The organism is Streptomyces sp. HUAS CB01 (assembly GCF_030406905.1).
Classification (GTDB): Bacteria; Actinomycetota; Actinomycetes; order Streptomycetales; family Streptomycetaceae; genus Streptomyces; species Streptomyces chengbuensis.
Window position 1 is genome coordinate 3,898,386 of sequence record NZ_CP129137.1, and the last position, 22,059, is coordinate 3,920,444.

The 22,059-nt window shown below is 71.6% G+C and carries 21 protein-coding genes, 1 tRNA gene and 1 pseudogene; 11 read left to right on the forward strand and 12 right to left on the reverse strand.

Annotated features, from left to right (window positions below):
• Positions 1 to 27 precede the first annotated feature (27 nt).
• The 4 genes from efeB (at position 28) to QRN89_RS17295 (ending at position 4,906) form a co-directional block, all read left to right on the forward strand.
• On the forward strand, positions 28 to 1,278 hold the full coding sequence (gene efeB / locus QRN89_RS17280; RefSeq protein ID WP_290350325.1) for an iron uptake transporter deferrochelatase/peroxidase subunit: 1,251 nt from the start codon (positions 28 to 30) through the stop codon (positions 1,276 to 1,278).
• Between the two features lie 40 nt (positions 1,279 to 1,318).
• A complete protein-coding gene (gene pheA, locus QRN89_RS17285; RefSeq protein WP_290350326.1) occupies positions 1,319 to 2,254 on the forward strand; it encodes a prephenate dehydratase in 936 nt (311 codons plus the stop codon).
• A 568-nt stretch (positions 2,255 to 2,822) separates the two neighbouring features.
• The gene (gene serS, locus QRN89_RS17290; protein ID WP_290350327.1) at positions 2,823 to 4,100 is read left to right on the forward strand and encodes a serine--tRNA ligase; all 1,278 of its coding nucleotides are present in this window, start codon (positions 2,823 to 2,825) and stop codon (positions 4,098 to 4,100) included.
• On the forward strand, positions 4,097 to 4,906 hold the full coding sequence (locus QRN89_RS17295; RefSeq protein WP_290350328.1) for an HAD family hydrolase: 810 nt from the start codon (positions 4,097 to 4,099) through the stop codon (positions 4,904 to 4,906). Before serS ends, QRN89_RS17295 begins: the two co-directional genes overlap by 4 nt.
• Before the next feature lie 212 nt (positions 4,907 to 5,118).
• On the opposite strand, the gene QRN89_RS17300 is transcribed toward QRN89_RS17295, so the two are convergent.
• From QRN89_RS17300 to QRN89_RS17325, 6 genes are all read right to left on the reverse strand, one after another.
• Positions 5,119 to 5,204 (reverse strand) — tRNA-Ser (locus tag QRN89_RS17300).
• A 276-nt stretch (positions 5,205 to 5,480) separates the two neighbouring features.
• On the reverse strand, positions 5,481 to 5,939 hold the full coding sequence (locus QRN89_RS17305; protein WP_290350329.1) for an SGM_3592 family protein: 459 nt from the start codon (positions 5,937 to 5,939) through the stop codon (positions 5,481 to 5,483).
• Between the two features lie 104 nt (positions 5,940 to 6,043).
• Entirely contained in the window at positions 6,044 to 6,763 is a 720-nt protein-coding gene (locus tag QRN89_RS17310) for an ABC transporter permease subunit (protein WP_290350330.1), read from the reverse strand.
• A 14-nt stretch (positions 6,764 to 6,777) separates the two neighbouring features.
• Entirely contained in the window at positions 6,778 to 7,689 is a 912-nt protein-coding gene (locus QRN89_RS17315) for an ABC transporter ATP-binding protein (protein WP_290350331.1), read from the reverse strand.
• A gap of 2 nt (positions 7,690 to 7,691) precedes the next feature.
• Positions 7,692 to 8,603 carry an ABC transporter permease gene (locus QRN89_RS17320; RefSeq protein WP_290350332.1) on the reverse strand — a complete coding sequence of 304 codons (912 nt, stop codon included), beginning with the start codon at positions 8,601 to 8,603 and terminating at the stop codon, positions 7,692 to 7,694.
• Positions 8,600 to 9,565 (reverse strand): ABC transporter ATP-binding protein, encoded by a 966-nt coding sequence (locus QRN89_RS17325; RefSeq protein WP_290353744.1) that lies wholly within the window; start codon positions 9,563 to 9,565, stop codon positions 8,600 to 8,602. The genes QRN89_RS17320 and QRN89_RS17325 overlap by 4 nt, the downstream gene beginning before the upstream one ends.
• Positions 9,566 to 9,828: 263 nt before the next feature.
• Here QRN89_RS17325 and QRN89_RS17330 point away from each other — a divergent pair, with 263 nt between their 5' ends.
• From QRN89_RS17330 to QRN89_RS17350, 5 genes and pseudogenes are all read left to right on the forward strand, one after another.
• On the forward strand, positions 9,829 to 10,677 hold the full coding sequence (locus tag QRN89_RS17330; protein WP_290350333.1) for a M24 family metallopeptidase: 849 nt from the start codon (positions 9,829 to 9,831) through the stop codon (positions 10,675 to 10,677).
• Positions 10,674 to 12,458 (forward strand): SDR family oxidoreductase, encoded by a 1,785-nt coding sequence (locus QRN89_RS17335; protein ID WP_290350334.1) that lies wholly within the window; start codon positions 10,674 to 10,676, stop codon positions 12,456 to 12,458. The genes QRN89_RS17330 and QRN89_RS17335 overlap by 4 nt, the downstream gene beginning before the upstream one ends.
• A 123-nt stretch (positions 12,459 to 12,581) precedes the next feature.
• Positions 12,582 to 13,523 carry a MerR family transcriptional regulator gene (locus QRN89_RS17340; RefSeq protein WP_290350335.1) on the forward strand — a complete coding sequence of 314 codons (942 nt, stop codon included), beginning with the start codon at positions 12,582 to 12,584 and terminating at the stop codon, positions 13,521 to 13,523.
• A 138-nt stretch (positions 13,524 to 13,661) separates the two neighbouring features.
• Positions 13,662 to 14,204 carry an RNA 2'-phosphotransferase gene (locus QRN89_RS17345; RefSeq protein ID WP_290350336.1) on the forward strand — a complete coding sequence of 181 codons (543 nt, stop codon included), beginning with the start codon at positions 13,662 to 13,664 and terminating at the stop codon, positions 14,202 to 14,204.
• 84 nt (positions 14,205 to 14,288) lie between these two features.
• Positions 14,289 to 14,528, forward strand: a pseudogene (locus tag QRN89_RS17350) (LLM class flavin-dependent oxidoreductase); the annotation flags it as partial.
• Positions 14,529 to 14,584: 56 nt separating this feature from the next.
• Here the strand turns inward: QRN89_RS17350 and QRN89_RS17355 are convergent.
• The 4 genes from QRN89_RS17355 to QRN89_RS17370 all read right to left on the reverse strand — a co-directional run bounded on the left by QRN89_RS17355 (position 14,585) and on the right by QRN89_RS17370 (position 16,859).
• Entirely contained in the window at positions 14,585 to 14,986 is a 402-nt protein-coding gene (locus QRN89_RS17355; RefSeq protein ID WP_290350337.1) for a DNA-binding protein, read from the reverse strand.
• On the reverse strand, positions 14,983 to 15,231 hold the full coding sequence (locus tag QRN89_RS17360; RefSeq protein WP_290350338.1) for a type II toxin-antitoxin system CcdA family antitoxin: 249 nt from the start codon (positions 15,229 to 15,231) through the stop codon (positions 14,983 to 14,985). The genes QRN89_RS17355 and QRN89_RS17360 overlap by 4 nt, the downstream gene beginning before the upstream one ends.
• A 55-nt stretch (positions 15,232 to 15,286) precedes the next feature.
• The gene (locus tag QRN89_RS17365) at positions 15,287 to 16,447 is read right to left on the reverse strand and encodes a selenoprotein S family protein (RefSeq protein WP_290350339.1); all 1,161 of its coding nucleotides are present in this window, start codon (positions 16,445 to 16,447) and stop codon (positions 15,287 to 15,289) included.
• Between the two features lie 100 nt (positions 16,448 to 16,547).
• Positions 16,548 to 16,859: a hypothetical protein gene (locus tag QRN89_RS17370; protein WP_290350340.1), complete on the reverse strand. Its 312-nt coding sequence runs from the start codon at positions 16,857 to 16,859 to the stop codon at positions 16,548 to 16,550.
• Between the two features lie 101 nt (positions 16,860 to 16,960).
• On the opposite strand from QRN89_RS17370, the gene QRN89_RS17375 reads away from it, so the two are divergent.
• Together QRN89_RS17375 and QRN89_RS17380 are read left to right on the forward strand one after the other, a co-directional pair.
• Entirely contained in the window at positions 16,961 to 17,893 is a 933-nt protein-coding gene (locus tag QRN89_RS17375) for an LLM class flavin-dependent oxidoreductase (protein WP_290350341.1), read from the forward strand.
• 104 nt (positions 17,894 to 17,997) lie between these two features.
• Positions 17,998 to 18,864 carry an HAD family hydrolase gene (locus QRN89_RS17380; protein ID WP_290350342.1) on the forward strand — a complete coding sequence of 289 codons (867 nt, stop codon included), beginning with the start codon at positions 17,998 to 18,000 and terminating at the stop codon, positions 18,862 to 18,864.
• A gap of 41 nt (positions 18,865 to 18,905) precedes the next feature.
• Here QRN89_RS17380 and QRN89_RS17385 read toward each other — a convergent pair whose 3' ends face one another.
• Positions 18,906 to 19,958, reverse strand: a complete 1,053-nt coding sequence (locus tag QRN89_RS17385; RefSeq protein ID WP_290350343.1) for a M23 family metallopeptidase — start codon at positions 19,956 to 19,958, stop codon at positions 18,906 to 18,908.
• Between the two features lie 264 nt (positions 19,959 to 20,222).
• Positions 20,223 to 22,037: a sensor histidine kinase gene (locus QRN89_RS17390; protein ID WP_290353746.1), complete on the reverse strand. Its 1,815-nt coding sequence runs from the start codon at positions 22,035 to 22,037 to the stop codon at positions 20,223 to 20,225.
• Between the last annotated feature and the right edge of the window lie 22 nt (positions 22,038 to 22,059).

The following is a 22,059-nucleotide window of genomic DNA, read 5'->3' on the forward strand; positions in this document are numbered from 1 at the left end:
CAGCCGCCGAGGCACAGTGGTAAAGGCATGAGCGACAACGAGATCTCGCGGCGCAGGCTGCTCGGCACGGTCGGCGCCGCGGGGGCGACAGGACTCGCCCTCGGCGCGGCGGGCGGCGCGGCCGGGTACGCGGTGACCGCCGCCGACCCGGCGACCGCCCTGACGACCGTCGGCTCCACGGCCGAGCCCTTCCACGGCGAGCACCAGGCGGGCATCACCACACCGATGCAGTCCCACGGCCATCTCCTCGCCTTCGACCTGGCTCCCGGGGCGGGCCGCAGGGAGGCGGCCGCGCTGATGCGACGCTGGTCGGCCACCGCGGCCCGGCTGACGGCGGGCGAGCCGGCCGACGACGACACCGGCGTCGCCCTGGACGCCGGCCCTTCCTCCCTCACGATCACCTTCGGCTTCGGCCGGACCTTCTTCGACCGCACGGGGCTGACGGCGCAGCGCCCCGTCCAGCTCGACCCGCTGCCGGCGTTCTCCGCCGACCGGCTGGATCCGCGCCGTTCGGAAGGCGACCTCTGGGTGCAGATCGGCGCCAACGACGCACTGGTCGCCTTCCACGCGCTGCGCGCCGTCCACAAGGTGGCGGGCGGGGCGGCGCGGATGCGCTGGCAGATGAACGGTTTCAACCGTTCGCCGGGCGTCACCGCCCAGCCGATGACCAGCCGCAACCTCATGGGCCAGATCGACGGCACCCGCAACCCCAAGCCGTCCGAGCCCGACTTCGACCGCCGGGTGTTCGTACCGGCCTCCGGCGCCGGACCCGACGCGCCGGAGCAGCCGGCCTGGATGGCGGGCGGCTCGTACGCCGTGGTCCGCCGCATCCGGATGCTGCTGGACGACTGGGAGAAGCTGAACCTGAAGGACCAGGAGCTGGTGATCGGCCGCCGCAAGTCCGACGGCGCCCCGCTGACCGGCGGCGGCGAGACGACCGAGCTCGCTCTGGACCGGACCGGTCCGGACGGTTCCCTGGTCATCCCGGCCAACGCCCACGCGCGGATCGCCGCCCCCGAGCAGAACGCGGGCGCGGCGATGCTGCGCAGGCCGTTCTCGTACCACGACGGCATGGCGGCGGACGGCACCCCCGACGCGGGACTGCTCTTCGTCTGCTGGCAGGCCGACCCGCTCCGGGGCTTCGTACCGGTCCAGCGGAAGCTGGACCGCGGAGACGCGCTGTCCGCGTTCGTCCGGCACGAGGCGAGCGGTCTCTTCGCCGTCCCGGGCGGCGCGGAGGAGGGCGGGTACGTCGGCCGCCGGCTGCTGGAGCCGTGAGACGAGCCGCACGGGTCCGGGGCGCACTAGGGTGACGGGTATGTCCGCCACGCGCTACACGTACCTCGGCCCCGAGGGCACCTTCACCGAGGCCGCCCTGCGCACCCTCCCGGAGGCCGCCACCCGCGAACTCGTCCCGATGGTGTCCGTGCCGGCCGCCCTGGACGCCGTGCGCAACGGTGAGGCGGCGGCCGCGCTGGTGCCGATCGAGAACTCGGTGGAGGGCGGCGTCACCGCGACCCTCGACGAGCTGGCCTCCGGCGAGCCGCTGATGATCTACCGCGAGGTGCTGCTGCCGATCACCTTCGCGCTGCTGGTGCGGCCGGGGACGAAGCTGTCGGACGTGAAGACGGTGACCGGCCACCCGGTCGCGCAGCCGCAGGTGCGGAACTGGCTGCGGGCCCATCTGCCGGACGCGGTGTGGGAGTCGGCCGCGTCGAACGCGGACGGGGCGCGGCTGGTGCAGGAGGGACGCTTCGACGCGGCCTTCGCCGGGGAGTTCGCGGCGGCGACGTACGGGCTCGAGGCGCTGGTCACCGAGATCCACGACGCGCAGAACGCGGAGACGCGCTTCGTGCTGGTGGGCCGTCCGGCGCGGCCCGCGGCCCCGACCGGTGCGGACAAGACGTCGGTGGTCATCTGGCAGCGCGACGACCACCCGGGTGCCCTGCTGGAGCTCCTCCAGGAGTTCGCGGTGCGCGGTGTCAACCTGATGCTGCTCCAGTCGCGGCCCACCGGGGCGGGCATCGGCAACTACTGCTTCGCGATCGACGCCGAGGGACACATCTCGGACCGGCGGGTGGGGGAGGCGCTGATGGGGCTGAAGCGCATCTGCCCGAAGGTGCGGTTCCTCGGGTCCTACCCGCAGGCGGGGGTGGCGGCTGGGGGCGGGCGCGCGCTGCGTCCGGGGACCTCGGACGCGGAGTTCGTGGACGCCGCGGAGTGGCTGGCGCGCTGTCAGGACGGCCGCGCGTAACCGCGGGTTCATTTCGCCGGCGCCACCGGGTCTCCCCTTCTGCTCTCCATTGCCCACAGAGTTATCCACAGGGCTGCTTCTCGATCTGGGGACAAGTCGACAACACAAACCGACATAGTCGACAAATCACCTCACTCACCCCAGTTGCCTCCACAGCACACATCGAAAGCCCATGTCAGCCCAATTCCCCTGACCGACTCTTCGGGGCGAAGAAGTGCGAGGAATTCCCACTCGAACGAGTGCGTGAGCCAGGTTTGGAGGCGCAATCCCCGGACCGCCCGCCAACTTTCGGAATGATCAATTCCGTAATCCACAGACCACTCCCACAGCCTGTGGATAACCCCCGCGAACCCCTCCCCCCTGTGGACAACGGCCCCGGGGTTCCACGGCCCACGACGGCCCGAGGCCGAGAAAAGGGGCACCCGCCCCTTTGGGCGACCGCCCCGCCTCGCCCATGGACTGCGTCCGGGATTCACCGCGCCTTTCCCTAATTCGGGCAATTCGGTCAAAGTGACACGCAACCAATATCAACTGGGGTGCCGGGAGCACGCACCGGTAGCCTGGTGGGGTGATTGACCTTCGCCTGCTCCGTGAGGACCCCGACCGTGTTCGCGCCTCCCAGCGCGCCCGTGGAGAGGACGTCGAACTCGTCGACGCCCTGCTCTCCGCCGATGAGCGGCGCAGGTCGTCCGGCGTCCGCTTCGACGAACTCCGTTCCGAGCAGAAGTCGCTCGGCAAGCTCGTCTCCAAGGCGTCCCCGGACGAGCGCGCCGAGCTGCTGAAGAAGGCCGAGCAGCTCAAGTCCGACGTCAAGGCCGCCGAGGCCGAGCAGAACGAGGCCGAGGAAGAGGCCCGCCGGCTGCTGCTCGGGCTGGGCAACCTGATCCACCCGGACGTCCCGGTCGGCGGCGAGGAGGACTTCGTCGTCCTGGAGACGCACGGCACCGTCCGCGACTTCGGCGCCGAGGGCTTCGAGCCCAAGGACCACCTGGAGCTCGGCGAGGCGCTGGGCGCCATCGACGTCGAGCGCGGCGCGAAGGTGTCCGGCTCCCGCTTCTACTACCTGACGGGTGTCGGCGCCCTGCTGGAGCTCGCCCTCGTCAACGCCGCCATGGCGCAGGCCACCGAGGCGGGCTTCACCCCGATGCTGACCCCGGCGCTGGTCCGCCCGCGCGCCATGGAGGGCACGGGCTTCCTCGGCCAGGCCGCGGAGAACGTCTACCACCTGGAGAAGGACGACTTCTATCTCGTCGGCACGTCCGAGGTCCCCCTCGCGGCGTACCACATGGACGAGATCCTCGACGCGGGCAAGCTGCCGCTGCGGTACGCCGGCTTCTCGCCGTGCTTCCGCCGCGAGGCCGGCACGTACGGCAAGGACACGCGCGGCATCTTCCGCGTCCACCAGTTCGACAAGGTCGAGATGTTCTCGTACGTCCACCCGGACGACGCCGAGAACGAGCACAAGCGGCTCCTGGAGTGGGAGAAGCAGTGGCTGACCGGCCTGGAGCTGCCGTTCCAGGTGATCGACGTGGCCAGCGGCGACCTGGGTGCCTCGGCGTCCCGCAAGTACGACTGCGAGGCGTGGATCCCGACCCAGGGCAAGTACCGCGAGCTCACGTCGGCGTCGAACTGCGACGGCTTCCAGGCCCGCCGGCTGTCGGTGCGCATGCGCGACGGCAAGCAGGTCAAGCCGCTCGCGACGCTGAACGGCACGCTGTGCGCCGTGCCGCGCACGATCGTCGCGATCCTGGAGAACCACCAGCTGGCCGACGGGTCGGTGCGGGTGCCGGAGGTCCTGCGGCCCTACCTCGGCGGCCGGGACGTCCTGGAGCCGGTCGCCAAGTGAGCTTTCCGTACCGCCTGATCGCCACGGATCTCGACGGGACCCTGCTGCGCTCCGACGAGACGGTCTCGCAGCGCACGCGCGACGCGCTCGCCGCCGCCACGGCGGCGGGCGCCGCCCACATCGTCGTCACCGGGCGGTCCGTCCCGTGGACCCGGCACATCCTCGACGACCTGGGCTACCAGGGGCTCGCGGTCTGCGGGCAGGGCGCGCAGGTGTACCACGCGGGCGAGAACAAGCTGCTCACCTCGGTCACCCTGGACCGCCAGCTGGCCGGTCTCGCCCTCGCCAAGCTGGAGGCGGAGGTCGGCCCGCTCGCGCTGGCGGCGAGCCGCGACGGCCTGGACGGGAAGGTCGTCGTCAGCCCCGACTACCGGGTCCACGACGGTCCGCTCCCGGTCGTGGTCTTCGACGACCCGGCCGAGCTGTGGGCGGCTCCGCTGAACAAGCTCTACATCCAGCACCCGTCCCTCGACGACGACGAGCTGACCCGCATCGCGCGGTCGACGGTCGGCGGTCTGGTCGACGTGGTGATGGCCGGCGAGCGCATCGTCGAGATCCTCCCCCTCGGCCTGAGCAAGGCCACCGGCCTCTCCCTGGCCGCTCGTCGGCTGGGGGTGAAGTCCACCCAGACGATCGCCTTCGGCGACATGCCGAACGACATCCCCATGTTCGGCTGGGCCGTCCACGGCGTGGCGATGGCCAACGCCCACGACGAACTGAAGGCCGTGGCGCACGAGATCACGGCGTCGAACGAGCACGACGGCATCGCGCTGGTACTGGAGGAACTGCTGGGGCGCCGGCGCTGACGTCCCCGGGTACGGTGTGCGACCCGCGCGAACGCCGCGCCGCCGGCGACCCGGGACGTGCCCGCCCGCGCGGCACCGCGCCGGGCGCCAGGCCGCCGAGCCCGCGGCACCGCCCGGCGGCGCGGCTCACGCCGTAGGCCTTACACAGCACGGGTCGTGCACTGCGGTGTCGTGCAGTGCCGATGTCGTGCACTGCGGTGTCGTGCACATTGCGGAGGATGCGCGGATCGAACGCGCGCGGGGGTCGACCCCGACCACGGCTTAGCAAGCCGGTGCCTTACCACTCGGCCAATCCTCCGGGAGGGCGGCCCGCGCGAATGCGCGCTCGAAGCGGCCGCCCGGGCAGTGTGCCGACGGCTCGACGGAGTCCGATGATTACTCCGAAGCCTGCCGTGCGCTGCCCTGCTGGGAGCTCGACGGACTCGTACTCTCGGTCATCGCCGCGCCCCTCCCCGGTCTCTGATGTCGTGACCCTGCGGCCCCGCCGCACATCCGGCGGCGACATCGACCACTCTGCCCGGTCCGGGCGTACACGTGCCACCGGATTTCTGTGCGAGGCGTTCCGCGCGGATTGTCAGGACCTGCGCCACCAGCGCCGGCGGCGGCGCCGTGCGCGCGCACGGCTCCAGAACCAGCCCGCCGGCGGCTCGTCCGAGCGCCACGGCTGTGGCTCGGGTGCGGATCCGCGCCACCGGGCGGCGAGCATCCGCGCGCGGGCCGACGGCTCGGCGGTCTCGGCGGCGCGCACGAAGTCCTCGTCGAGAACGGCCTCGTCCCAGGCGCCTTCGTGCCCACCCTCGCCGGAAGCGGAAGCGGAAGCAGAAGCGGAAGCAGAAGCAGAACCGGCGGCCCGGGCTTCGCCCCCGGGGCGGCCGCCCGTGCTGCGGCGGGCGGCGTCCCCGCGCGGCGGGCCGTCCCCGTGGCCTGCGCGGTCCGGGCCGGGCGCTCCGGACGCCGGGTCCGGCGCCGGGCCGCGCTCGTCCCGGTCCGGCCCCGCATCCGCGCCCGGGGGAAGGTTCGGCTCCTCCGGCATGGCGGCTCCTCCTCGCCCCCAGTCTCCCCGCCGCCCCGTCAGGACCGTGTGAGGACGGAAACGCCCCCGGGGAAAATCCCGGGGGCGCTCTGCCTGTGACGCGCCTACTCCTCGCCGGCGAGCGTCAGCGTCCTCAGCTTCTGCCCGGCGTACCCCGTCGCCAGCAGCGTGACCCCGACGAGCAGCGCCACCGCGAGCGGCAGCCCCACGTCGGAGGTGATCATCCCCTCGCCGCCGATCCGTTCGGCCAGGGCCAGCGACCACTGCTGCACGCTGAGCGTCCGCGCCCCGGACACCAGGCTGCCGAAGAGCGTCTCCCACACCAGCGCGTAGACCAGGCCGATCACGACCGCGTGCCGGCTGACCGTGCCGAGCAGCAGGAACAGCGCGGCGTACGCGATCGACGCGACCAGCGCCGCGACCGTGTAGGCGACCGCGATCTGCTGTCCGTTGCCGTTGAGGATGTATCCCGCGACGAACGTGGGGACCGCGGAGAACACCATGGTCACGGCGATCGCCACGATCAGCTTGGTGACGATGATCGTCGGCCGCTTCACCGGCTTGGCCAGCAGATAGACGATCGAGCCGTCGTCGATCTCGGGCCCGATCGCCCCCGTTCCGGCGATCACGCCGATCAGCGGCACCATCGTGGCGAGGGCGAAGCCGCCCAGCACGTCGGAGGCGACCTGGTCGTCGACGCCGTTGAACGCCCTCACGGCCGCGGCGATGAGCAGCAGCAGGGCGGGGAGGACGAAGAGGATCGCCGCACGGCGCCGGCCGAGGAGGGCCCGGTAGGTGAGCCGGGCGACTGTCGGGTTGTACATGTCGTTGGCTCCTTTCAGGCCGCTACGAGGTAGGAGAAGACCGATTCGAGGGACTCGTCGGAGGGCGAGACCGTGAGCAGCCGGATGGAGTGCTCACGGGCCACCTTCGGCAGGAGCTCGGTGAAGCGCCCGAAGTCGACCGCCTGGATGCGCAACGCGCCCTCCTGGACGTCCACCTCGATGCCGGCGGTGGACGGGTCCGCGATCAGCGCGGCGGCGAGCGCGCGGTCGTCGCTGGAACGCACCAGATAGCGGTGCGGCCGGTCCGTCATCAGCCGCCGGATCCTGCGGAAGTCGCCGCTCGCGGCGTGCCGTCCCGCGACGATCACCTCGATGTGGGAGGCGAGTTGCTCGACCTCCTCGAGGATGTGCGAGGAGAACAGGACCGTGCGTCCCTCGCCACCCATGCGCCGGAGCAGGTCCATGAGCTGCATGCGCTGGCGCGGGTCCATTCCGTTGAACGGCTCGTCGAGGAGCAGCACGCTCGGCTCGTGCACCAGGGCGGACGCCATCTTGACCCGCTGGCGCATGCCCTTGCTGTACGTGGCGATCTTGCGGTCCTGCGCGGGCTCCATCTCCACCGTGGCCAGGGCGCGCTGGGCCTCCTTGGCGCCGAGCCCGTGCAGTTCGGCGTTGGCGAGGACGAACTCCCGCCCCGTGAGGAAGTCGTACATCGCCTCCCGCTCGGGCACGACGCCGATCTGCCGGTAGACCGACTCGTTGCGCCAGATCGTTTCTCCGTCGAGGGTGACGGTGCCCGTCGAGGGGGCGAGGAAGCCGCCCATCATGTTGATGAGCGTGGACTTGCCGGCTCCGTTGGGGCCGAGGAGTCCGGTGACGCCGGGCCCGATGGTCATCGTCACGTCGTTGACGGCCACCACGTTGCCGAACCAGCGCGAGGCGTGGTCGATGTGGACAGTGCTCATGGTCAGAGCCCGACCTTTCGGTAGCGGCGCATCAGGACGCCGTACGAACCGGCGATGAGCGCGAGGACGGCCAGCAGATAGACCACTCCGGCGCCCGTGCCGGGCCCCTGCCCGCCGGGGAAGGAGGAGGACGCGCCGAGGAAGGCGGTCTGCACACCGTCGATGAGGGTGACGGGCGAGAAGAGGCCCAGCCACTCCACGGCGCCCTCGGACCCGGTCTCGTACGCGATGGCCTGGACCGTGGAGACCGCACCGTAGGTGATGGTCAGGGTGGCGATGACCGCCGCGACCCCGAACCCGCGGCGCGGCGTGAGTGCGGCCATGACGAGACCGAGACCGCCGAAGAGGAGCGAGAGGAGTGCCACGGAGACCAGTCCCTGTGCGAAGCCCTTCGTCTGGTCGGCGAAGTCCATCTTCGCCAGCAGCGAGCCGATCCAGAGGATCAGGAGCGGGGCGGCGGTCAGGACGAAGAGCGCCGAGGCCATCGCGCCGAACTTGGCGAGGACGTAGTCCACGCGCTCGATGGGCCGCGAGAAGTACAGCGGCACGGTCTTGAAGCGCAGGTCGCGCGAGACGGACTGCGGGGCCTGCGCCGCGAGGAAGAGTCCGATCACCGCCTGCGTGACGATCGCGTAGCGGGTGTAGTCGAGCGGCAGGTCCTTCATCTTGGTGGTCACCGCCACGGCGACCACGATCGCCGCGGGCACGCACATCACCGCGAAGAGGATCATCGGCAGCACCTTCGACCGGGCGGAGCGGCCGAGTCCGTACGCCCCGCGCAGCGACTGCGCGAAGAGCGAGCGGCGGGCGTAGGCGCGGCCGAGCCGTGCGCCGTCGTAGTTGCGGTACCCGATGTTGTGGATACGGGTGGTCTCGGTGAGCGCCGTCCCCGTGCGGGTCGTCCCGTTGCTCATCGCGCCGGCACCTCCATGGGCTGGGCCGCCGCGTCGGGGCGGAAGACCTCCGCGATGTGGTGGCGGCGCTGTTCCATCCGTACGAGTCCGAGGCCGAGGGCGGCGACGGTGTCCCGGACGGTGTCGTACGTCTCCTCGCCGGTGGCCTCCAGCAGGAGGATGTGGCCGGCGCCCGGCAGTCCGTCCTCGACCTCGGCGTGCAGGGCGACCCCGGCGGCGGCGAGCGCCTCGCGCAGCGCCGCCGTCCCGTCGGGGTGGGTGTCGGAGTCGGTGACCTCGACCGCGAGGGTCGTGGTGATCTTGGTGAAGTCGCTGGTGGAGCTGGAGCGCAGCAGCCTGCCGCCGTCGACGACCACGACGTGGTCGCAGGTGCGCTCGAGCTCGCCCAGGAGGTGCGAGGTGACCAGGACCGAGATGCCGAAGTCGGTGTGGACGCGGCGGATGAGGCCGAGCATCTCGTCCCGGCCGACCGGGTCGAGGCCGTTGGTCGGCTCGTCCAGCAGCACCAGCTGCGGGTCGTGGACCAGGGCCTGGGCGAGCTTCACGCGCTGCTTCATGCCGGTCGAGTAGCCGCCGATGGGGCGGTACCGCTCCTCGTAGAGGCCGACATGGCGCAGGGTGTCCGCGGTGCGCTCGCGCGCCGCGGTCGGCGGGAGCCCGGACATGCGCGCCATGTGGACGACGAACTCGGTGGCCGAGACGTCCGGCGGCAGGCAGTCGTGCTCGGGCATGTAGCCGACACGCTCGCGGATGGCGGCGCCGGAGGTGGCGACGTCGAGGCCGAGCACCTCGGCGCGGCCCTCCGTGGCGGGGGAAAGACCCAGCAGGATCTTGATCAGCGTGGACTTGCCGGCCCCGTTGGCGCCCACGAGTCCGGTCACACCGGGCCCGATGTCCAGGGAGAGCCGGTCAAGCGCGGTCACCCGGGGGAACCGCTTGCTCAGGCTTTCGGTCACGATCACAGTCACGGTTCGACGGTAGTGGTGCACACCACACCCGGCGTCAACCCTGGCGGCTGGTTCCGCATCCGACTCCAGGCGTACGGACCCGTAGGGGGCGACGCCGGGAGGAGGAGACGACCCCGGGGCCCCGGCGGTTGTCCACAGGCTTGCGCAGGGCCCTTGACGCAGCCGCCGGACATTGTCACATTCATCAGTGTCAAGTTACGAGCACGTACCGCACACGCACACGGACGCAACGCGTCGGATCCGGACGGGACGGTGGCATGACCTCGGCAGTGATGAGCGAACGAACCGCGGAGCTGCGGGGGTTCCGGGAAGTGCAGCGCCTGGCGTACGAGTGCGCCGAGGCGGTCGCCGCCCAGCTGAAGCCCGGGGTGACCGAGCGGGAGGCGGCGCGGATGCAGCGCCGCTGGCTGCAGGAGCGCGGGGTGCGGGACTGGTTCCACCTGCCCTTCGCCTGGTTCGGCGACCGGACCGCGTTCGCGGGCTTCCGGATTCCGCTGCAGTTCTTCCCGACCGACCGGAGGCTGGAGGCGGGCATGCCCTTCATCCTCGACATGGCACCGGTCCTCAAGGGGTTCACGGCCGACATCGGCTATTCGGGCTGCCTCGGCCCCCACCCGCTGCACGACCGGCTGCTCGCGGACCTCCGGGCGCACCGGGAGCTCATCCTGCGCGAGGTGCGCGAGCGGCGCTCCCTCCGGGAGATCTACCAGGACGTGGACCGGCTCATGGTGCGGCAGGGGTACGCCAACCGGCACCGCGCCTATCCGTTCGGCGTCATCGCCCACAAGGTCGACCGGGTCCGACAGCGGCGCTGGTCGCCGACGCTGTTCGGGTTCGGCACGCAGTCGCTGAAGGGCCTGGCGAGCGACGCGCTGCACGGTCACCGGGAGGGCTGGTCGCCCCTGTGGTCACCCCACCGTTTCTCCGACCATCCGCCGCAGCCGGGGCTGTGGGCCGTGGAACCCCACCTCGGCTTCCGCGGGACGGGCGCGAAGTTCGAGGAGATCCTGGTGGTCACGGACTCGAAGGACCCGGAGCAGAGCGCGTTCTGGCTGGACGACGACCTGCCGCACGTGCGGCGCTGGGCCGAGGAGGAGGCGGCGTGAGCACGGGGATCGAGGGAGCGCGCGAGCGCCGGGTGCGCACGGGCGGGATCGAGCTGTGCGTGGCGGAGCTCGGGGACGAGCGGCAGCCGACGGTCGTGCTGGTGCACGGCTATCCGGACAGCAAGGAAGTGTGGTCCGAGGTCGCGTCCCGGCTGGCGGAGCGCTTCCACGTGGTGCTGTACGACGTCCGGGGCCACGGCCGCTCCACGGCCCCGGTGCCGCTGCGCGGCGGCTTCACCCTGGGCAAGCTGACGGACGACTTCCTGGCGGTGGCGGACGCGGTCAGTCCGGACCGGCCGGTGCACCTGGTGGGCCACGACTGGGGCTCGGTGCAGGGCTGGGAGTTCGTGACGGTGAAACGGACCGAGGGGCGCATCGCCTCCTTCACGTCCGTGTCGGGGCCGTCGCTCGACCACTTCGGCCACTGGATCAGGAAGCGCACGGCCCGGCCGACCCCGCGCCGGGTGGCCCAGCTCCTCGGCCAGGGCGCCAAGTCCTGGTACGTGTACATGCTGCACACACCCGTGCTGCCCGAACTGGCCTGGCGGGGGCCGCTGGGCCGGCGGTGGCCGAAGATCCTGGAGCGGGTGGAGAAGGTGCCGGGAGATGGCTACCCGACCGCCTCCCTGCCCTCGGACGCGGCGCACGGGGCCTGGCTCTACCGGGACAACGTCCGCTTCCGGCTGCTCCACCCCCGCCCCGACGCGTACGCCCATGTGCCGGTGCAGCTGATCACCCCCACCGGGGACGCGTTCCTGTCCGAGCGGCTCTACGACGATCTCGCGGAGTGGGCCCCACGGCTCGTGCGCCGCACCCTGCCGGCCAAGCACTGGGTGCCCCGCACCCGTCCCGACCGACTGGCCGGCTGGATCACCGAGTTCGTGACCGCCCACGAGGAGGGGGGCGGTTCGGGTGCCTCCCTGCCGGCGCCCGCGACCGGGGCTCCGGGGCGGTACGCCGAGCGCTTCGGCGGGCAGTTGGTGCTGGTGACGGGCGCGGCCAGCGGCATCGGCCGCGCGACGGCGTTCGCCTTCGCCGAGGCCGGGGCTCGCGTGGTCGCGGTGGACCGTGACGGCGAAGGCGCCACCAGGACGGCCGAGATGGCCCGGCTGGTCGGAGCGCCGGAGGCCTGGGGCGAGACGGCCGACGTCGCCGACGAGGCCGCGATGGAGAAGCTCGCCGAGAAGGTGGCGGGCGAGTACGGCGTCGTGGACGTGCTGGTCAACAACGCGGGGATCGGTCTCTCCGGCTCGTTCCTCGACACCACGGCCGACGACTGGCGCAAGGTCCTCGACGTCAATCTGTGGGGCGTCATCCACGGCTGCCGCCTCTTCGGCAGGCAGATGGCCGAGCGCGGCCAGGGCGGCCACATCGTGAACACGGCCTCGGCGGCCGCCTATCAGCCCTCCAGGGCCCTGCCCGCGTACGCGACCTCGAAAGCCGCCGTCCTGATGCTGAGCGAGTGTCTGCGCGCCGAGCTGGCGGGCCGCGGCATCGGCGTCTCGGCGGTCTGCCCCGGCATCGTGAACACGAACATCACCGCCACGGCGCACTTCGCCGGCGTCTCCGAGGAGGAGGAGAAGCGTCGGCGGACGAGGAGCTCGAAGCTCTACGGGATGCGCAACTACCCGCCGGAGAAGGTGGCAACGGTGATCCTCCGTGCCGTCCTGGACAACCAGGCGGTGGTGCCGGTGACGCCGGAGGCCCGTGGTGCCCGGGTGCTGTCCCGGTTCGCTCCGGGGATCCTGCGGGCGACAGCGCGGTTGGAGCCTCCGCTGTGAGCGGTCATGATGTGGTCGCGCCGCGCCGGTCCCCCGGCCGGGCCGCGGCCTTCCGGTCCGGATGGGCCCGCGAGGTGCGCGCCCTGCCGGAGCGGGCCGTCATGGAGCAGTAGAGGAGTGGTCGTGTCCGGGGAGCATGCGGTGGAGTACCGGATCGAGGACCTCGCCCACCACAGCGGGGCGACGGTCCGGACGATTCGCGCCTACCAGGACCGCGGGCTGCTGCCCAAACCGGAGCGGCGCGGCCGGTCGAACGTGTACGGGGACTCCCATCTGGCCCGGCTGCGTCAGATCGCCGACCTCCTCGACCGCGGGTACACCCTCGCGTCGATCAAGGAGCTCCTGGAGGCCTGGGACACGGGCCGTGGACTGGGCGGGGTGCTGGGGCTCGTCGCGGAGGTCCACGGTCCCTGGACCGACGAAAAGGCCGACCGGATCAGTCGTGTGGAGCTCGACGCGACCTTCGGGGGGCAGCCGGACGAGGAGGCCATCGGCGAGGCCGTGGAGCTCGGTGTGCTGGAGCGCATCCCGGGCAGGGACGACGAGTTCCTGGTGCCGAGTCCCCAGGAGCTCGCCGTCGCGGCCGAGTTGTACGCCGCCGGCGTCCCGCTCCTGGCGATCGCCGGGCATCTACGGGAACTTCGCGGGCAGGTGGAACATATCGCCTCCCGCTTCCTGGAGTTCACCACCGAGCACGTCTTCGCCCGGTATCTCGGTCACCGGCCCCCGACGGACGCCGACGCGGCGGAGGCGGCCTCGATGGTGCGGCGGCTGCGGCCCCTCGCACAGCAGACCGTCGACGCCGAACTTGCGCGGGCCATGCGCCTGTTCGCGACGCGTCATCTGCAGTACCACCTCGGCGCCGAGGGCTCCCTGGAGAGTGGGGACGATGCACGCCGGGTGACTCTCCCCGCCGACACGATCCGTGCCGTGGAAGGGCTTGTTGGTGCGGAGCACACAGCCGCCTTCATCGCTGCGGCCGCCGAACGGGAGGTACATGCACGGCGATTGGACGCCCTCGCGGCAAGTCGGCTGCAATCCGTCGATGTTGATCAAAAGGCCTGACCGTGCCGAGAGTTGTCCACATCAACGTCAATTCTGTTGTGGATAAGTCGAGTTGGCTGTGGATCAAACCTGTCGGCAGTTGTCGTCCGGATGAAAATCGCGTGGCGACGCGTCGGCCTCCGGCGGCACTCTGAGGACATGGACGAACAACGCACCGTGAAGGTGTCGAAGTACCTCGCGAAACACCTGCGGCATCAACCGGAGCGCATCGGGATCGCCCTGGACGCGAACGGCTGGGTCACGATCGAGGAGCTGCTGCGCGCCACGGCCGAGAACGGCTTCCCCATCACCCGGGACGAGCTGGACCACGTGGTGGCGGCCAACGACAAGCGGCGCTTCATGATCGACGGCGCCCGGATCCGGGCGAACCAGGGCCACACCGTGGAGGTCGACCTGGAGCTGCCGGTCGCCGAGCCGCCCGCGTACCTGTACCACGGCACGGTCGCGCGCAGCCTGGACGCGATCCGGGCCGAGGGACTGCGCCCGATGGCCCGCCACCATGTGCACCTCTCCCCGGACCGCGAGACGGCGACACGGGTCGGCGCCCGCAGGGGCCGCCCCGTCGTCCTCTCCGTGGACGCGGGAGCGATGCACCGCGCCGGCCACGTCTTCCACATCAGCGCCAACGGCGTCTGGCTCACGGACACCGTCCCGCCGCGGTTCCTGCGCTTCCCCGGCTGACGGGGCCTTCCGCCACGGGAACCACGGGAAACCACGGAAAGGGGACGCGCAGGGCACCCGTACGCTGGAGGGCATGCCTCTCCCCTGCCCCTGAGCACCGTGATCCTTCCCGTGCACCGCTGGAACGAGGGGGGCCGGGCCCGGTGGCAGCGCGCCGAGGAGCTCGGTTTCCACGCCGCGTACACGTATGACCACCTGGCGTGGCGTTCGTTCCGCGACGACCCCTGGTACGGGGGCGTTCCCACGCTGACCGCCGCCGCGGCCGCGACCGACCGGCTGCGCCTGGGCACGCTGGTGACCTCAGTCAAGCCTCGATCACCCATCGCAGCCTGATCTGGGGAAACATACGTCAAGGGCGTCTTGGTCCCGCCCGAAGCGGATCAGATCGCGATGAGTCGGACGCGGCTACCGCACAGCTTGCCCATGTCGTCGACGTCCGACGTGAGCATGGCCACCGGGCCCGGCTGGCGGAGCGACAGCTCGGCGACGGTGGCATCGATCGCGTACTTGTGGCCGTGCAGTCCGGCCTCTTTCAGCAGCCCGGCGGCGGCCCTGGCCGCCTGCTCGGTCACCGCTTCGACCTTGACCTGGGAGAGGACCCAGTTCAGTCGGGCGGTGTTCACCCGGGCGTGCATGACTTCCACGATGGTGTTGGCACAGACCACGAGATCGGCAGCCATCGAGTGGAAGGATCGGATCATCGCGAGCACGGCCCGGTCCTGTGAGACCCAGGCGGACAGTCCCTGGGAGTCCAGTACAACGGTCTCGATGCGGTGGTTCACGCGGCGCTCGCCGACTCCTCGTGCTTGGCCGTGCCGAAGATCCTGGCCTGGGCCGCGGCCAGCTCCTCGTCGGTGAACGCGCCGTGCTCCTCCTCGTAGCGGCGCAGCTCCTCGCCGAGCAGCTGGTGCCTGATCTGGCGAGCGACCGCCTCCGCGACGTAGCCGGAGACGTTGTCCGTGAGCCTCTTCAGCTCCGCCACCTGCTCGGTGGGCAGAGTGACCGTGATGCGGGTCGTTTCAGCCATGGAGCCAGCATACTGCGGTATGCGCGCCAGCTGTCGGGCTTCTCCACCCACGAGCTCAGCGCCGTCCCGCATCGAGCAGCTCGCGTAGACGGTCGCCGATCACGGACACCCCGGGGCGCGGGGCGGCCTCGTAGTACCAGGGCTTGCGCCGACGCAGCAGCGCGTCACCGTGCTCGCTCCAGGTGAATCCGGGCTTCCTCAGCAGTTTCCGGAACACGGCGTCCGCTGTCTCCGGGTGAGCGGCGGCCAGCCGGCGGATCGGCAGTGGCGTGATCGACTCCTCGCGCAGGTACGTGCGCAGCAGGTCCTGGTGCTGTCTGCGGCCCGTGAGGGCGGGCTCCGCGAAGAGGTCCCGCAGCATCCCGTAGTCGGCGTAGAAGTTGAGCCCGTCGACCTGGTCGTAGATGACGCCGACGGTGTCCGAGTCCGCCAGTTCTGACGGCAGCTCGAAGAAGGGCAGGTCCAGGCCGGGGAGCCGCTTGCGTCGGGCACGGCTGGGCTGTGCGGCGACGGCGGCCTGTTGGCGGTGGCGGTAGTAGGCGTTGAGGAGGTCCTCGGCTTCGGCAGGCGGAAGGACCAGTTCGTCGCCACCGCAGAACTCGATGAACGCGGCCCGGTCCTCCCGCATACGCTGCCGTCCCTGCTCGATCTTCTCTGGGTTGCGGAAAACCAGCTCGGGGTCGTGCGTGGCCAGTTTCAGAGCTGCTTGGGCGATCTCGGTGGCGCTGGACCTGGGGTAGCTCGTCATCGCCCCGGACACCAACCACGCCCCGCCGGCCGAGTGGACGGGTACCAGGCAGGTATGGAGGAATCCCCCCTTGGACACTCCGCGGAACGCCGCCCGCCCGACGTTCGAGTACGTGCGGTACTCCAGGTCGTCGACAAGGTTCAGCAGGATGACGGCATCGCCGTCCTTGCGCCGGACCTCGAAGACGCCCTCGACCGGGTCACGCCAGCCGAGCAGCATCTCCCGGTCGGTCGCGCTCAAGTCCTTCCGGCCGGCGATGAAGCGGTCCACCACGGTCGAACCGTCCGGCAACCGGTACCGCAGGACGAAATGGTCGGTGATCCGGATCGCCTCACCCTCGTCCAACTGCCGTTCAGGTCCGGCGGCCTCCAGCAGGAGGTGCGTCAACCACCGGTCGAAGCGGGCACTCTGCGCGAAGGTGACCAGCCGCCCCTTCAATTCGGCGCTGCGCTCGATGAGATCAGCCAATGACGGTTCATGGGCACCCTGATGTGCGCCCTGTGCGGCCTCAGCCACGTTCAGCCCTTTCGTACGAGCCGGTTCCGCATGAAGCGAGAGGTGTCCGGCCTCAACCGGCCCAGTGGCGGTACGCCCCGATCCACTCCGCCCCCTCGGGCGCCGGGTTCGGCAGCGGCAGGTCCAGGATTCCGATCGCCTGCTGCACACGGCCACGCGAGCCCAGGGCGACGATCCTGCCGCCGGGCGTGATGTCGACGCCGCGCACCGTCACCTCGGCGCCGAGAACTGTGGTGGTGAAGGGCAGGGCGAGGTTCTCCTCAAGCATGGTGAACAGGCCGGTCCACTGCTCATCCTCGCCGGAGCCGTCCACCGTCACCTCGTCGATCACGGCCTCGAGCTCGGCCCTGTCCAGCGTGCCCATGACGCCACGGTAGCGGCCCGCATCGCGACGTCGGCGTGGCTTCCCGAATCTGCTCCACCGGCATATCCGTGACAGCGGGAGGCCCGCGTATCGTCGAGGCCATGCGTCTGAGCACGGTGATCCTCCCCATCCACCGATGGGCCGAAGGGCAGAAGATCTGGCGGCGGGCCGAAGACCTCGGTTTCCATGCCGCGTACACGTACGACCACCTGTCGTGGCGGTCGTTCCGGGACGGGCCGTGGTTCGGTGCCATCCCCACGCTCACAGCCGCAGCGACGGTCACACGGAGTATGCGATTGGGCACGCTGGTGACCTCGCCGAACTTCCGGCACCCGGTCACCCTCGCCAAGGAACTGATCACCCTCGACGACATCTCCGACGGCCGCGTCACGCTGGGCATCGGGGCCGGGGGCAACGGCTTCGACGCGACCACGCTGCTGAAGGGCGACGAGGAGCCCTGGACGCCCCGGGAGCGCGCCGACCGCTTCGGCGAGTTCGTGCCCCTGCTCGACAGGCTGCTGCGCGAGCCCGCCGGGACGACCCACGAGGGCCGTTTCTACTCGGCCCGGGAGGCACGCAACGTACCCGGCTGCGTACAGCGGCCCCGGCTCCCCTTCGCCGTCGCCGCCACCGGCCCCAGAGGACTGAGGCTCGCCGCCCAGTACGGGCAGGCCTGGGTGACGACCGGCGACCCGAAGCTCTTCGAGACGGGTACCCCCGAGCAGTCGGTCGAGGCCGTGTCCGGCCAGCTCACCAAGCTCGGCAAGGCCTGCTCCGAGGCAGGCCGGGACGCCTCCGAGCTGGACAGGATCCTGCTCACCGGCTTCACCCCGGACTTCAACCCCGCCCTCCCCGCGCCCGGGCGGGGCCGTCCGCTGGACTCCCTCGAGGCGTTCGTGGACTTCGCCGGCCGGTACGCGGAGCTCGGCTTCACCGAGATCGTCGTCCACTGGCCCGTCGACGACTCCGTGTTCGCCGCCGACCAGGCCGTTTTCGAGCGGATCGCCACCGAGGCCCTCTCACGGCTGGGCTGACTCCCGACGCCCTCACGCCACCCCGACTACAGGGAGCCAGCGGGCGAACACTCAGATGTGCGCCCCCCTGCACGGCCGTGCAGGGGGTACGGGAGAATGCCGGGGTGACCTCAGCTACCGATCCTCTGCCGCTTCCCCCGACCGTCCGGCTGATCGCCACCGACCTGGACGGCACCCTGCTGCGCGACGACAAGTCCGTCTCGGAGCGCACCGTCGCCGCACTCGCCGCGGCGGAGAGGGCGGGGATCGAGGTCTTCTTCGTCACGGGCCGCCCGGCGCGCTGGATGGACGTCGTCAGCGACCATGTGCACGGTCACGGGCTGGCGATATGCGCCAACGGCGCGGCGGTGGTCGATCTGCACGCCGGCGGGAAGCTGCTGGAGGTCCGCCCCCTCGCGCGCGCGAGCGCCCTCGACGTCGTCCAGCGACTGCGCGACGCGGCACCGGGCACCACCTTCGCGGTGGAGACCGCCACGGGAATCCACTACGAGCCCGGCTACCCGCCCTTCCACCTCGACCCCGGCGCCACGGTCGCCGTCGCCGAGAAGCTGCTGCACGAGGAGGAGCCCGGCTCGGCGGCCCCGGTCCTCAAGCTGCTCGCCCAGCACGGCGATCTGACGCCCGACGGCTTCCTCACCGTGGCCCGCACGGCCGCCGGGGACCTGGCCACGATCACCCGCTCCAGCCCGACGTCGCTGCTGGAGGTGAGCGGTCTCGGGGTGTCGAAGGCCTCGACGCTCGCCCTGTGCTGCGCGGAACGCGGCATCTCGTCGGACGAGGTCGTGGCCTTCGGCGACATGCCGAACGACGTGGAGATGCTGACCTGGGCGGGCACGTCGTTCGCCATGGGCAACGCGCACCCCGACGTCGTCGCCGCCGCGTCCGGCCGGACCGTGGCGAACAACGACGACGGGGTCGCGGTCGTCATCGAGCGGATCCTCGCCGCACACGGCGCCGGGCAGCAGGCGTAGCACCCGCGGCCCACCGGCGGCCTCCGGCCGGCCCCTCCGGACTACAGCCAGACTCCGCGGTTCCGCAGCCAGGTCACCGGGTCCACCGCCGATCCGAAGTCCGGGGTGAGCCGGACCTCGAAGTGGAGATGGGGCCCGGTCGAGTTGCCCGTGGTTCCGGCCTGGCCGAGCCACTGGCCGGTCCGGACCCGGTCGCCCTGGTCCACCGTGACGGACGCGAGGTGGGCGTACTGCGAGTACCAGCCGTCGTTGTGCTGGACGACGATCTGCATGCCGAAGCCGCCGCCGCAGGAGACGGACACGACCCGGCCGGCGCCGATCGAGCGCACGGGGCTGCCGATCCCGACGGCAAAGTCCTGCCCGGTGTGCCGGTTCGCCCAGCGCGTACCGGCACTGTCGAAGCCGGCCGACAGGGTGTAGCGCTGGACGGGCGTGACCCAGGCCGACCCCTCGGGGAACTCGGTCTGCGGCAGCGGGACCGAGCCGGAGCACTGCCCTGACGCCGCGCTGCGGTCAGCCTGCGCCTGCAGTGACCAGCGCGCCGAGTCGAGCTTGGTCTCGATGCCCCGTTTGATGCGCGCCAGCTCCGCCGTGCGGGCGTCCAGGCGGTACCAGGCCGCGCGGGCCTTCTTCTCCGCCACGGCCGTCAGGCGCTCGGCCTCCTTGGCGTCCTCCAGCAGCAGGTTCACCGTCATCGTGGCCTTGGCGTACATCCGCTGCCCACGCAGCAGCTCGTCCGGGTCGGAGGCGAACATCAGCTCGAGGGTGGGCGCCAGGTTCCCTCCGCTGCGGTACTGGGCCCTGGCCACGGCGCCCAGCTTGTCGTGCATCTTCCGCATCTCTCGCCGCCGGTCGGCGAGCTGCCACTGCAGCTGGTCGAGCCGGGCGCGCTCGGCGACGGACGCCTGGAGTCCCCGCTCGTACGTGGCGGTGGCCTTGGACACCTCCTCGAGCAGCTGGGCGACCTGCACGCTCACGTTGGGGCCGTCATTGGCGGACGCGGCGGGTGCGGGCAGCAGCGGGAAGGCGACCAGCAGCGCGCACAGCAATGGCCTGAACAGCCGCCGGTGGCAGTCGCGTTGTCGGTGTCCCATGCTCGGATCGTCACACCCGGGCTGACGGTCTGCCACATTTATCCGGTTCGTACGGCCATCCGGCCCAGCCGGTCCGGCCAGCCCTCGCCGGCGCCGCGCGACACGTCGCTGACGGTGTGTCGGCCCGCCGGAGGGCCCCGGGCGGGACCGCTGCCGGTGAGGCACCGGTCCTGCCGGACGTCGGGGCGGGAAAGCTGCTGACGGTGCGTCGGTCCTGCCGACCGGGCGGTGCGACGACTGCCGAGGGGACATCGGACCGCGGGTTCACTGCTCCGGCGGCTCGGTACCCGTCGTGTCGGCCGGTGGCGCGGCGGGGGCGGCCTGCGCCTGGAGCGGGGCCTCCCAGACGACCGTCGTACCGCCGCCGCCCTCCGCGAGCCCCGGTCCGCACCGGCTCGACCCACCGAGCGACTCGGCCCGCCGGCGCAGATTGCGCAGCCCGCTCCGGCGTCCGCCCTCCGGGATGCCGACGCCGTCGTCCGCGACCGTCAGCCGGACGCCGTCGACCCCGCCGGCCGGGGCGCCCTCACCCACGAGCCGTACGGTCGCGTCGACGACGACCTCGATGCGGGAGGCGTCGGCGTGCCGGAAGGCGTTCGACAGCGCCTCGCGCAGGGCGGCGATGAGGTTCTTCCCGGTGAGCTCGCCGACCACCGAGTCGACCGGCCCGACGAATCGGTGGGCGGGTTTGAACCCGAGCGGCACGGCCGCCATGTTGATCTCCCGCAGCACCCTGGTGCGCAGCCCCGACGGCGCCTCGGCCGGCCCCTGCTGGAGGGCGAAGATCGCGGTCCGGATCTCCTGGATCGTCACGTCCAGTTCGTCGACCGCCTTGCTGACGCCGTCCCGCACGGCGGGCGCGACGGACTTCCGGGAGGCGCTCTCGAGCATCATCCCCGTGGCGAACAGCCGCTGGATCACCAGATCGTGGAGGTCGCGCGCGATACGGTCCCGGTCCTCGTACACGGCGAGCCGCTCACGGTCCCGCTGGGCCTCGGCCATCATCAGCGCCAGCGCGGCCTGCGCGGCGAACTGCGTGCCGAGGGTGCGCTCGGCCTCGGTGAACTGCCGCGCCCCGCGGGCGCGCGGGGTCACGAGTGCACCGAGGATCCGTCCGCCGCTCTGCAACGGCAGCAGCATGGTCGGCCCGTAGCCGCCGGCCAGATCCGTGACCATGCGCGGGTCGGTGGAGGCGTCCGCCGCGAACACCGCCTCACCGGCGAGCAGCGCGGCGACCACCGGGCTCTCCGCCGGGGCGACCGCCCCCAGCGGTACGGCGGGCTCGGTCGCGGCGACGGCGACCACCTCCAGTCCGCCGCCGTCGGTCGGCAGCAGTACGATCCCGGCCGACGAGTCGGCCAGCCTCCGCGCCTGCTCGGCGACGACGGTCAGCGCGTCCTCCGCGTCGCCGCCGGACAGCAGCGCCGTCGTCACCGCCACCGAGCCGTCGATCCAGCGCTCGCGCTGCCGTGCCGCCTCGTACAGCCTCGCGTTGCCGATCGCGATGCCCGCCTCGGTCGCCAGGACGCGGACCATGTGCAGGTCCTCGTCGGTGAAGTCGGCCCCGTCGCGTTTCTCGGCCAGGTACAGATTGCCGAAGATCTCCCCGTGGACCCTGATCGGGACGCCGAGGAACGAGCGCATGGTCGGATGGCCGGGCGGGAAACCGCGGAAGCGCGGATCCTCGGTCAGGTCGGGGAGCCGCAACACGACGGGGTCGTGGATCAGGGCGCCGAGCAGACCCTGGTGCCCGTCGGGGAGGCGCCCGATCCGACGGGCGACTTCCTCGCTGACGCCGCAGGTCACGAAGTCCGCCAGGCCCTGACTCCCACCGTCGACGACCCCGATGGCCGCATAGCGGGCATCGGCGAGCCGCGCGGCGGTCTCACAGATCCGGTTGAGCGTGGAGTGCAGCTCCAGGCCGGTGCCGACGGAGCGCATCGCCTCCAGCAGCTGCGGCACACGCGCGGTGAGTTCCGTGGACAGCCCTTGCAGTTCCCGGGTCGCCCGGGCGGCGGCGTCGAGGTGGTCCGTGGGGCCCGTCCGGTCCCTCGGCTCCACGACGTCTCCCGGCTCCATGGAGTCCGGGTGTTCGGGCGCT

Excerpts from the sequence above, each read along its gene's own strand:
- QRN89_RS17390 (WP_290353746.1), bottom strand. The coding sequence starts at position 22,037 with ATGGAGCCGGGAGACGTCGTGGAGCCGAGGGACCGGACGGGCCCCACG.
- QRN89_RS17320 (WP_290350332.1), bottom strand. The coding sequence starts at position 8,603 with ATGAGCAACGGGACGACCCGCACGGGGACGGCGCTCACCGAGACCACC.
- QRN89_RS17305 (WP_290350329.1), bottom strand. The coding sequence starts at position 5,939 with ATGCCGGAGGAGCCGAACCTTCCCCCGGGCGCGGATGCGGGGCCGGAC.
- QRN89_RS17370 (WP_290350340.1), bottom strand. The coding sequence starts at position 16,859 with ATGGGCACGCTGGACAGGGCCGAGCTCGAGGCCGTGATCGACGAGGTG.
- QRN89_RS17345 (WP_290350336.1), top strand. The coding sequence starts at position 13,662 with ATGGACGAACAACGCACCGTGAAGGTGTCGAAGTACCTCGCGAAACAC.
- QRN89_RS17360 (WP_290350338.1), bottom strand. The coding sequence starts at position 15,231 with ATGGCTGAAACGACCCGCATCACGGTCACTCTGCCCACCGAGCAGGTG.
- pheA (WP_290350326.1), top strand. The coding sequence starts at position 1,319 with ATGTCCGCCACGCGCTACACGTACCTCGGCCCCGAGGGCACCTTCACC.
- efeB (WP_290350325.1), top strand. The coding sequence starts at position 28 with ATGAGCGACAACGAGATCTCGCGGCGCAGGCTGCTCGGCACGGTCGGC.
- QRN89_RS17375 (WP_290350341.1), top strand. The coding sequence starts at position 16,961 with ATGCGTCTGAGCACGGTGATCCTCCCCATCCACCGATGGGCCGAAGGG.
- QRN89_RS17315 (WP_290350331.1), bottom strand. The coding sequence starts at position 7,689 with ATGAGCACTGTCCACATCGACCACGCCTCGCGCTGGTTCGGCAACGTG.
- QRN89_RS17385 (WP_290350343.1), bottom strand. The coding sequence starts at position 19,958 with ATGGGACACCGACAACGCGACTGCCACCGGCGGCTGTTCAGGCCATTG.
- QRN89_RS17330 (WP_290350333.1), top strand. The coding sequence starts at position 9,829 with ATGACCTCGGCAGTGATGAGCGAACGAACCGCGGAGCTGCGGGGGTTC.
- QRN89_RS17310 (WP_290350330.1), bottom strand. The coding sequence starts at position 6,763 with ATGTACAACCCGACAGTCGCCCGGCTCACCTACCGGGCCCTCCTCGGC.